13 protein-coding genes and 2 tRNA genes are annotated in these 9096 nt (G+C 34.7%); 13 read left to right on the top strand and 2 right to left on the bottom strand.

What is annotated here, in order from left to right:
• The first annotated feature begins 165 nt into the window (after window positions 1–165).
• The 6 genes from JFL43_RS21850 to JFL43_RS21825 all read left to right on the top strand — a co-directional run bounded on the left by JFL43_RS21850 (window position 166) and on the right by JFL43_RS21825 (window position 3769).
• Complete coding sequence (locus tag JFL43_RS21850) at window positions 166–492, top strand: nucleoside triphosphate pyrophosphohydrolase (RefSeq protein WP_200750676.1); 327 nt, start codon at window positions 166–168, stop codon at window positions 490–492.
• Entirely contained in the window at window positions 485–1024 is a 540-nt protein-coding gene (locus JFL43_RS21845) for a phospholipase D-like domain-containing protein (protein WP_325166727.1), read from the top strand. Before JFL43_RS21850 ends, JFL43_RS21845 begins: the two co-directional genes overlap by 8 nt.
• Before the next feature lie 362 nt (window positions 1025–1386).
• Window positions 1387–2046 (top strand): copper amine oxidase N-terminal domain-containing protein, encoded by a 660-nt coding sequence (locus JFL43_RS21840; protein WP_200750675.1) that lies wholly within the window; start codon window positions 1387–1389, stop codon window positions 2044–2046.
• A 12-nt stretch (window positions 2047–2058) separates the two neighbouring features.
• Window positions 2059–2304, top strand: coding sequence for a hypothetical protein (locus JFL43_RS21835; protein WP_200750674.1), 246 nt, complete (start codon window positions 2059–2061; stop codon window positions 2302–2304).
• 12 nt (window positions 2305–2316) lie between these two features.
• Window positions 2317–3228, top strand: a complete 912-nt coding sequence (locus JFL43_RS21830) for an FAD:protein FMN transferase (RefSeq protein WP_234447960.1) — start codon at window positions 2317–2319, stop codon at window positions 3226–3228.
• Window positions 3218–3769: a ferric reductase-like transmembrane domain-containing protein gene (locus tag JFL43_RS21825; RefSeq protein WP_200750672.1), complete on the top strand. Its 552-nt coding sequence runs from the start codon at window positions 3218–3220 to the stop codon at window positions 3767–3769. The genes JFL43_RS21830 and JFL43_RS21825 overlap by 11 nt, the downstream gene beginning before the upstream one ends.
• A gap of 50 nt (window positions 3770–3819) precedes the next feature.
• Here the strand turns inward: JFL43_RS21825 and JFL43_RS21820 are convergent, their stop codons facing one another.
• On the bottom strand, window positions 3820–4959 hold the full coding sequence (locus JFL43_RS21820; protein WP_234447959.1) for a sensor histidine kinase: 1140 nt from the start codon (window positions 4957–4959) through the stop codon (window positions 3820–3822).
• Between the two features lie 97 nt (window positions 4960–5056).
• Complete coding sequence (locus JFL43_RS21815; RefSeq protein WP_200750670.1) at window positions 5057–5734, bottom strand: response regulator transcription factor; 678 nt, start codon at window positions 5732–5734, stop codon at window positions 5057–5059.
• A 153-nt stretch (window positions 5735–5887) separates the two neighbouring features.
• Between JFL43_RS21815 and JFL43_RS21810 the strand changes: the two genes are divergently transcribed.
• The 7 genes from JFL43_RS21810 (at window position 5888) to JFL43_RS21780 (ending at window position 9026) form a co-directional block, all read left to right on the top strand.
• Window positions 5888–6346: a DUF2231 domain-containing protein gene (locus JFL43_RS21810; protein WP_325166726.1), complete on the top strand. Its 459-nt coding sequence runs from the start codon at window positions 5888–5890 to the stop codon at window positions 6344–6346.
• 796 nt (window positions 6347–7142) lie between these two features.
• Entirely contained in the window at window positions 7143–7415 is a 273-nt protein-coding gene (locus JFL43_RS21805; protein WP_200750668.1) for a DUF4190 domain-containing protein, read from the top strand.
• A gap of 275 nt (window positions 7416–7690) precedes the next feature.
• Window positions 7691–7999, top strand: a complete 309-nt coding sequence (locus tag JFL43_RS21800) for a DUF3817 domain-containing protein (RefSeq protein ID WP_100797036.1) — start codon at window positions 7691–7693, stop codon at window positions 7997–7999.
• Between the two features lie 4 nt (window positions 8000–8003).
• Complete coding sequence (locus JFL43_RS21795; RefSeq protein WP_200750667.1) at window positions 8004–8219, top strand: hypothetical protein; 216 nt, start codon at window positions 8004–8006, stop codon at window positions 8217–8219.
• A gap of 192 nt (window positions 8220–8411) precedes the next feature.
• Window positions 8412–8576, top strand: coding sequence for a diguanylate cyclase domain-containing protein (locus JFL43_RS23610; RefSeq protein ID WP_407702014.1), 165 nt, complete (start codon window positions 8412–8414; stop codon window positions 8574–8576).
• 276 nt (window positions 8577–8852) lie between these two features.
• Window positions 8853–8927: transfer RNA gene (locus tag JFL43_RS21785), tRNA-Gly, on the top strand.
• A gap of 6 nt (window positions 8928–8933) precedes the next feature.
• Window positions 8934–9026 (top strand) — tRNA-Ser (locus tag JFL43_RS21780).
• The last annotated feature ends 70 nt before the right edge of the window (window positions 9027–9096 follow it).

Raw genomic sequence — 9096 nt, 5'->3', positions numbered from 1 at the left:
TGCCCTCATTGTATTTTGCTTGAATGTTTTAGCTCAAATAGTAGGAAAGTTTATAATAGCTTTGAAAATGTTACGGTAGTTTATGTCATTTTAAACTGTAGTTGTATGAAATGGAACCAGATAAATAAACAAACTATCAATACAACCATAAAAGGAGCAATCAACATGCCAATATACAACAAACTAGTACGAGATCTAATCCCTGAAGTAATTGAAAAGAACGGTAAAAACTGCACAACACGAATATTAGCACCAGAAGATCACTTAACAGAAATCAAATTAAAAATGCAAGAAGAGGCACTCGAATTTAAAGATGCAGAGGAGCAAAAAGACGCTGTTGAGGAGCTGGCTGATATATTAGAGCTAGTCCATGCTGCATTAGCAGTATATGAGGTTACTTATGAAGAGCTTGAGCAAGTTCGATTGGAGAAAAAGGTAAAACGAGGCGGATTTTCAGAGGGAATCTATTTACTAGAGGTAGAGGATATCTAAGCTGAAGCTGATTACATCTAATTTAGTTGACCACTTACTCAAACTAGCTGATAAATCGACGAGTATTTGTTGGATTACTGCTTTTGCGATGGAGTCTGGGGTCAAACTAGTTCTTCCTGCATTAAAGCGGGCGCATGATGAAGGTATTGAGTTGAAGCTATTGGTAGGGGATTATTTATGTATAACGCAACCAAATGCATTGAAGCTTCTTGTTGAGAATTTGCCGAATGCGGAAATTCGGATGTATCAGTCACTTGGGGTTTCATTTCACCCAAAGGCATATTTGTTTCGTCAAGAAGATGAGCAATATGTCATCGTTGGTTCGTCGAATTTGTCGTCGTCTGCCCTTAAACAAGGTGTGGAGTGGAATATTCATGCGCCTTCAACTGTTAGTGCGACCATTTTTGATGAGGCGATGGAGCAGTTTAGTCAGTTATTTTACGCTCCGCAGACAATTTTTTTACATAAAGAGAGTGTTACCTTGTATGAGGAGAAGTATAAGGCTGCCAATGAAGTGATGTATGGTAAGTAGGAAAATACTTATTACTTTTAATGAAAAGCAATTTGCACTAACTTTCGACGTTTCTAAAGAAGCGCAAAATCTGCTATATGAATGGACTTTGCAGATTTGTCAGTATCGATTGCATACATACTTTGAGAAGAAGATGATGAGATTGGAAAGCCAGTAGATTATTAATATTGAAGAGCAGCTTATGACGGAAAATTATAAGCTGTTTTTTTATTTGTATTGACATGCATATATAAACAAGTGTGTTTTACTATTCAGTTTTAAACGTCTTCTTTAGAAAAAAAACTTTCAGTCAATATAATTTTTCAGTTAAATTTCATATTAGTTGTTTAAAATGAAGTCAATCGAAAGGAGGAAATGAGCGTATGAATAGAACAGTAGTTTTGGCTATTATGCTTTTATTGACCGGTACATTGCTAAATGGGGTAATGGTGAAAGCTGATGATGACGAAGAACATAAGTATAAATATGAATATGACGGTGAAGACGATGAAAAAGAAGAAAACGACGACGATGAATATGAAGAATACGACGATGATGATGAATACGATGAATATGAATATGAATCAGGTGATCGAACGGATGTTAAACCATTTGAAAAAGGTACTTGGAATATATGGACAAGAACGTTAGTAGGTGATAAAGCGGACGTACCTTTCACAAATTCAAAAAGCGTCCAGCTAAAAATTGATAGCGAAAATACTGAAAGGGATATATATATTATACCGAAAGAAGGGGAGCTTTTTGTCCCAGGGAAAACCGTTGCACAGTTTTTAGAAGCGGAGGCAACTATGTATGAAGCTAGCAGAATATTATTAGTGAAGTATCAAGACACTAAATTAATATTCCGTTCGAGCACAAATGTTGTCTACGATAACAATGTTAAAACACCATTGCCAGCAAATGCATTTTACTTGAATGGAGAGGTATACTTGCCAATTAGTGTGATGGCAAATGGTCTAGGATATGCTGTGGAATGGCAAGAGGAAAAAAACATGTTTTTATGCCGAAAATTATCCGATTAAGGAGAGAGTATTATGAAGGATCAAAAAAAAGCGAAATGGGTATTGGGAACATCTGGAGTCGTATTATCCGCATTGTTACTAACGCAAATGAATGATGGTAGTCAATCTGAAACTAACAATAATCAACTCACAGCTGCGCAAGAGAAGCAGATGTCTAAGAAAGAAAGAGAGCTTGTAAAACTTGATTGGACAAATTTTGAAATCGAATCTGTCGAGAAAAAACCAGTGCATAGTGATCGTAAAACTCGTAGATCATAGGGGATGAGTAATATGGATAGACTTTCACTCCATTTGATGAATACCGATTTTTATATAGCCGTTCCGGAAAACAATCAGCTTAACTGGAAAGTGAAAGTAGAGAATTGGCTTCAATACATCGCAAAAGAATGGTCTAGGTTTGAAGAGAACAATGAGTTATCAAAGCTGAATTTATTAAAAGTAGGGGACACGATGACACTCTCCTCTGCGCTTTATGATTGCTTACAAAAAGCAAACGAGTATTCTCTTCTTTCAAATGGTTTGTTCTCTCCGTATTTAAAATGTCAGATCGAACAACATGGTTATAATCAGTCATTTCCGTTTACAAATACAGAAGAAGAACCACTTCAAATCGATGCAATAAGTAGGTATCCATTCGAGTTTTTAAACAATCAAAAAGTAATGAAGACGGCCAATCAAGAAGTAGATTTAGGTGGTTTTGCAAAAGGCTATGCGGTAGAAAAAGTAGCTGAATGGCTTCAACATCAGGGGGCTTTAGAATATGGCATTGTTGATGGTGGTGGAGATATGCAAATGTGGTCAGACGGTGAAAAAGAATGGACAATTAGCATTGCACATCCAATTGATGTCGCCAGTGATATTAGCTATGTAAAAATGAAAACGGGTGCCATTGCAACATCGAATCGTTTATTTAGAAGTTGGACACAAGCCAATACAAAAAAACATCATCTTCTAGATGGGCGAACAGGGGAAATTGCAAAAACTGATGTACTTCAAGCGACGGTCATCACTAATTCATTATGCGAAGCAGAAGTTGGTGCAAAACTTTGCTTTTTACTAAGTGAAGAAGAGCAACAAAAATGGTTTGAAAAGAATTATCAGCAATGTGCCCGATTTATAGTAAAAGAAGATTCAAAAGGGTATTGGTGCAAGTCGAGGGGGAAGATAAAAGATGTTCAATAGTACATGGGAATGGATTCGCATATTGGGATTTCTCGCCTATTTTTATTTTACGATAGCAGTCATATTCGGCTTATTAAGGAAGTCGAACTTTGTAAAATCAAATAAAAACTTAATCTATCATATACATCAAAGTGCAGGATGGATGGGGTTTATCACTTTAATTGCACATCTGCTTTTTCTGCTCATTGACAACTATCAGCCCTATAGCATCATCGAAATTATTATTCCTTTTACATCAGATTACAAGCCACTTCTGTCTAGCTTAGGTACGATTGCTTTCTATTTATTTTTCTTAGTAATCGTTACTTCGGATTTATGGATACAAAAGATGAATCGTTCCGTTTGGAAAAAAATACATTTCCTTGTATTGCCCGCATGGATATTATCGCTTTTACATGGATTATTTATTGGCACCGATACAGGCAGTATATATGTCATGATATTTTATGGAGTGACAGCAAATTTGACCGTGTTCATCCTGATTTTAAGAATGTTTGATCATGAAAAAAGAGAAACACGTAAACAAAAAGTGACAAACTAAAAAGAGCGTTTGGTATTTTCTCAAATAGGAGAATACAAAACGCTCTATTTTTAATCTTTTGGAATAGGAAAGAAGACGGTAAATGATGTGCCTTTCCCTTCTTGACTTGTTACATGAATCGTTCCATCATGCTGCTGAACACCCGCTTTTGCTATGGCGAGTCCTAATCCAGTGCCATTTCTTTCACGTGAAGCGTCACTGCGATAGAAGCGATTAAAAATTAATGAAAGTTCGTCTGGATGAATGCCAATACCAGTATCTTGTACAAGAATTTTTATAGTAGAGTCTTCTTTTAAAAGTGACACGGATATAGTTCCTTCCTTAGTATACTGAACAGCATTGTCTAACAAAATAAACATGATTTCACGAATTCTTGTGGAGTCTCCGATTAGCCTGATGTTCTTTTCTATATGAGCATTAAAGGATATTGTCGAAGGAATCGTTCTTTCAAATTTAGTGCTCACTTTTGAGAGCATCTCCGAAAGATCAAACACTTCTTTCTTATGAAACCATTGATTTTGATCATGACGGGCTAAAAATAATAATTTTTCCAAAAGCTCTTTCATTAATTGTGATTCTTCTTTCAAGTCAACAATCAATTCTTTCCCAAATGGAGTCAAATTGTTAGCTTCATCTATTTCTAATAAGTCCAACGAGCTGTAAAAAATACTCAGGGGCGTTCGTAATTCATGGGATGCATCAGCCACGAATTTCTTCTGTTTTTCAAATGATTGTTTAATAGGAACTATTGCTTTTCCTGCCAAATAATTGCTAAGAAAACCAATGAATAACGAAAAAATACAAGTTAAGACAATCAGTAGCCATATCATTTTTTGAAAAAAGTGATGCTGGGTTGTAACTGATTTCCCCAAAATGATATATCCGTCTACTTTATTTGCACTCTTTATCGGTTTTTTTAGTAATAGAAAATGCTGCTCTTTCCATTCTAAATTACGATTCATACTCTTTGATGCATCCTCATGTTGAAAAATATTTTCTAGTTCTTTATACAATCCTTTAAATGACTCGTCACCGTGGACTAACGTATGATCATTTGTATAAATATAGTAAAAAAAGTTGCGATTTGGATCAAAGGTCAGGTGTTTTTCCTTATCATCTTTATGTTCGACAAAATCATGTTGTTCTTTTATATAATATGATTCCAATTCATCAAGTTGTTCATTTTCCATCAGTTTAATGAGTGAAAAATAGAGCACGACAATAAAAACTAGGATGAATAAAAAATAACAAGCAGCATACAACAGCGTTAATTTATTTCGAATACTATTAAACATACGAATCTCTCAATTTATAGCCAATTCCTCTTACATTTTGAATAATTGACTTTCGCTTGTTTTCATCTATCTTTTTTCGAACGAGCTTGACTAGTGCATCTAGTGCATTATTCGAAATATCTTGATCATACCCCCAAATATGCAAGGAAATTTGATCTCTAGTTAGCACTCTACCTTTGTTAATGAATAAATATTCTAATAGAAGAAACTCCTTTTTTGTTAATTCGATTGCTTCATTATTACGAAGTAGTATTCGAGAATCTAACTGTAGAAGGAAGCCTTCCACTTGAATGACTTGTTCGATTGGTTTATCTTTTCTTCGCAATAACGCCCGAACACGTGCAAGAAGCTCCTCCATTTTAACGGGTTTTACTAAGTAATCGTCCGCCCCAATATCCAAGCCTTGAATGATGTCAGCTGTATCATCTCTTGCAGTCAGCATTAAAATCCCACCTGTATAGCCCCTTTTTCTTACTTCCTTACAGACATCGATTCCGCTAAGTTTGGGCATCATCCAATCTAAAATAAGAAGGTCATACTCGTTATACTGTGCGTAATCTAATGCATCTTGGCCGTTATCTACTGCCTCCACTTGGTGAATTTCTCTTTTAATCATATGAACAATATTTTTCCTCAGTCGGTCATCGTCTTCTGCTATTAGTATTTTCAAAGTCAACTCACCTCTATTAGATAGTCTAAAAATTATACGTCTTAATAATGAAAAGAAACTGAAAAGAGCTTTTTAACACAGGTCTATTTTAGTCGGTTATTTCTTCTTATTATAATTGATAGTGGATAAAACTAACTATTGGAAGCATAGGGAATTTCATTTACTTTTCCAATTGCACTGCTTATAGTTGGTGCTGTAATTGAAATTGTAAATGTTTTCCTTAACAAAGAAACTCTAAACAAATTTGGAACTCTCTTAATCATTTTGGGCGTTACTTCTGGAGCATTTGCACTGCTGACCGGAGAGGGAGCAAAAGATTTTGCTATTCAAAACTGGGGGCGTGGTATACACGATCAAGTGGAATTGCATGAACTTTTTGCTGATTTGTCCATGATATTATTTGGTATAGTCGGCGCTTTAAAAATTCTATTCAAACATTCAATTTTTAAATGGAACAGGTCTCAACAGAAGCCGATTCTAAAAGGTGGAATTACTACGCTTATTGTAATTCTGAGTATTTCAGGTATCTCTTCATTAGCCATTACAGGTGATTTAGGTGGGAAACTAGTATATGAAAATAAAAACATTATTTTAGATAATACTGCTAAATAATATTGAATACATTACTTGAAATGAGAAGGATGATCCGCTAAATGGGACTTTCAAAACAGGTACCCGGAGCGCATAAAAAGGTCGCAGCTAGATGGATAAGCTGCAACAATTCATTTGAAAAGACCATTCACCCAGTCAAAACCGAATTCCACAATGAAACCATCAGGAGTTTCCATATCACTCAACAATGTATTAACTAAAACTAGAACAAGTACAAGAAAAAGTGAAAAATGCTGTTTCAATAAGTAAAGGCTATGTCATTGTAGGATCAAAGAGGTATAAAGGAACAATAAAAAAGGTGTATTCACAGTCAACATTCCTGTTGTGATAAAATAGGATTTTTCTTATTAACATAAGGGGGAAGGATATTTCAATAAGATAAGTAACAATTACTAAGATGAATATGTTAATATTTAGTGGAATAGAATGGAGTGTTTTGCAGAAATGTGATAACTGTGAGGCGCTATTTTCGGTAACAGGTTTGGGCGTTGCTATTCTTGATTCTATGATCGAACCTTATTTAGTAAAATATAAAAGCATTAAAAATTAGGTTTTCGAAATTAAAAATGAATTGTGAAGCATTGTACTTAAAATATGTTATTTACCATTAAAAGGTTTTTTTATGTTCAATACTAACGTATGTTACTACCTTTTTTAGTTAATTGTAGCGGCTCGGTGCTTGCCCGCGGAAAGCGAGCATCCCGTAGCGGAAATTAACCCACCACTATAATTGTAATGGTTAAAATTTGTTTATCAACACACCTGGAATAATTAATAATTTATGGGAGGCTAACAAATGGAAAACACAAATAATAAATCTATTGTTTCGTTAACATTAGGAGTTTTATCAATAGTCGTACCTTATATTGGATTTATCCTTGGTATTATCGGGCTTGTTATGTCTAAAAAAAGTATTAAAGAAATCGACATTTCTAATGAAAAAGGAAAAGGTTTAGCAACTTCGGGTAAGGTTTGTAGTATTGTGGGAATATGCGTTCAAGGTATTCTAATTTTTCTTATGATTTTATCAATTGTAGCATTTTATTCTTTAACAAATGTGCCACATTAATTTCACTAAAGGGTACATTAATAGAAATGGAGCAGTTTAACGTAAACTCTATGAAATTCTTATTTTAATGCTGGTTTTACCTGTTGGACAAAATGATTGTGTGAAAAATCTAGAAGGCAACGATTTAGAGTACTTCCAATGATAAGTCTTTGTTCAACAATCTGACACAACCAGCTCACATTTTAAGCTAACTTCATTGAACAGCACAGTAAAATTCGATACGCTATGAGTAACCTCGAATTTTGTCGTGGTAAATTGTATATAGGAGAGAATGTATGCTTAAAAATCCCATTGGTCAGCTTCGATTTGCTGGTTATTTAGATGGCTTTTCACTGTTGATTTTATTATTTATTGCGATGCCGATGAAGTATATGTTAGACATTCCGATGGCAGTTCGTATTGTAGGAGCTGCACATGGTGTCATTTTCGCAACCTATGTGATCACCATTTTGTACATAACGATCCGCGTGCGCTGGAATATTGTTTGGTCACTACTGGCATTTGCAGTAGCATTTATCCCGTTCGGTAACTTCGTTTATGATAAAAAGCTAAAAAAGCTCGAACAGCAATATGTGAAAGTCTGACCGTATGTATGTCAGGCTTTTTTTGATGGGATTTTTAGATGAATTAAAAGAGATGCTAGATCAACAAGAAGGATATTTTGAGAAGATTAACTACCAGAGAGAAATGATGCAATATTTACTTGTTTTAGACTTTAACTATTATAAACAGAATACGCTAGATAAAGAGTTAGAAACGCTCTTAGCTTCAAAGGTATATAACGTTGTATATAAAGATGTCTAATAGAAGAAGAGGAGAGTAGAGAAGAGAAAAAGAGATTACCTGATTATGAACCTATTTCGAGTGTATTAATACAAAGTAATATTGTTAAACATTCTGATTCATGGTTTAAGAACAGAACGAATAACGAAATAGTCTATTGTTTACTGTGTAAAATTAAAATCATGAAAACCTCCATTGGAAAATTAAGCTCATATAGATTCTCTTATTAAATCTGTTTCGAACGAAGTGAAACAGGTGTTAAGACATTATGAAGCATTAATCGGTAGATATAGGAGAGATGAATTTATTATATTAATAAAGGATGCAATATTAAAAGAGGTGCTTGATATTGTAAATCAAAATCAAAAGGCTGTATAAACTATTCAGTTACCTGAAACTTTATCTACTAAAATAAGCCATGACAGTACAGCGGATGTCGGGAGCAATGATTTTATTTCACTAATCGATATAGTCGTTGCCAAGTTATAATACGATATGAGGTAGAAAAAACAAAACAGATTCTTCAATTATCTGGGAATCTATTTTGTTATTTTAATATACTTAAAATTTAAATATTCAAACATATTGTTAAAGTGTTGACGAGTAGTAATGTTCTATGGTAAATTACTTAATGTACTAAAGAGCAAAACAAATGCGGAAGTAGTTCAGTGGTAGAACACCACCTTGCCAAGGTGGGGGTCGCGAGTTCGAACCTCGTCTTCCGCTCCAAAGTACGGAGGAATACCCAAGTCTGGCTGAAGGGAATGGTCTTGAAAACCATCAGGCGGGTTAAACCGCGCGGGGGTTCGAATCCCTCTTCCTCCTCCATTTTTTAAAAAAGAATTTCATTATATTATTGTCGCGGGGTGGAGCAGTTCGGTAGCTCGTCGGGCTCATA

This window comes from Viridibacillus soli (assembly GCF_016612995.1).
GTDB lineage: Bacteria > Bacillota > Bacilli > Bacillales_A > Planococcaceae > Viridibacillus > Viridibacillus soli.
Note: the sequence above shows the minus strand (reverse complement) of the source record. Positions and strands in the feature narration are given on the sequence as shown.

Coding starts and splice junctions, on each gene's coding strand:
- JFL43_RS21800 (WP_100797036.1), top strand. CDS start 7,691: ATGCTTAAAAATCCCATTGGTCAGCTTCGATTTGCTGGTTATTTAGAT.
- JFL43_RS21805 (WP_200750668.1), top strand. CDS start 7,143: ATGGAAAACACAAATAATAAATCTATTGTTTCGTTAACATTAGGAGTT.
- JFL43_RS21820 (WP_234447959.1), bottom strand. CDS start 4,959: ATGGAAAATGAACAACTTGATGAATTGGAATCATATTATATAAAAGAA.
- JFL43_RS21830 (WP_234447960.1), top strand. CDS start 2,317: ATGGATAGACTTTCACTCCATTTGATGAATACCGATTTTTATATAGCC.
- JFL43_RS21825 (WP_200750672.1), top strand. CDS start 3,218: ATGTTCAATAGTACATGGGAATGGATTCGCATATTGGGATTTCTCGCC.
- JFL43_RS21840 (WP_200750675.1), top strand. CDS start 1,387: ATGAATAGAACAGTAGTTTTGGCTATTATGCTTTTATTGACCGGTACA.
- JFL43_RS21850 (WP_200750676.1), top strand. CDS start 166: ATGCCAATATACAACAAACTAGTACGAGATCTAATCCCTGAAGTAATT.
- JFL43_RS21795 (WP_200750667.1), top strand. CDS start 8,004: ATGTATGTCAGGCTTTTTTTGATGGGATTTTTAGATGAATTAAAAGAG.
- JFL43_RS21835 (WP_200750674.1), top strand. CDS start 2,059: ATGAAGGATCAAAAAAAAGCGAAATGGGTATTGGGAACATCTGGAGTC.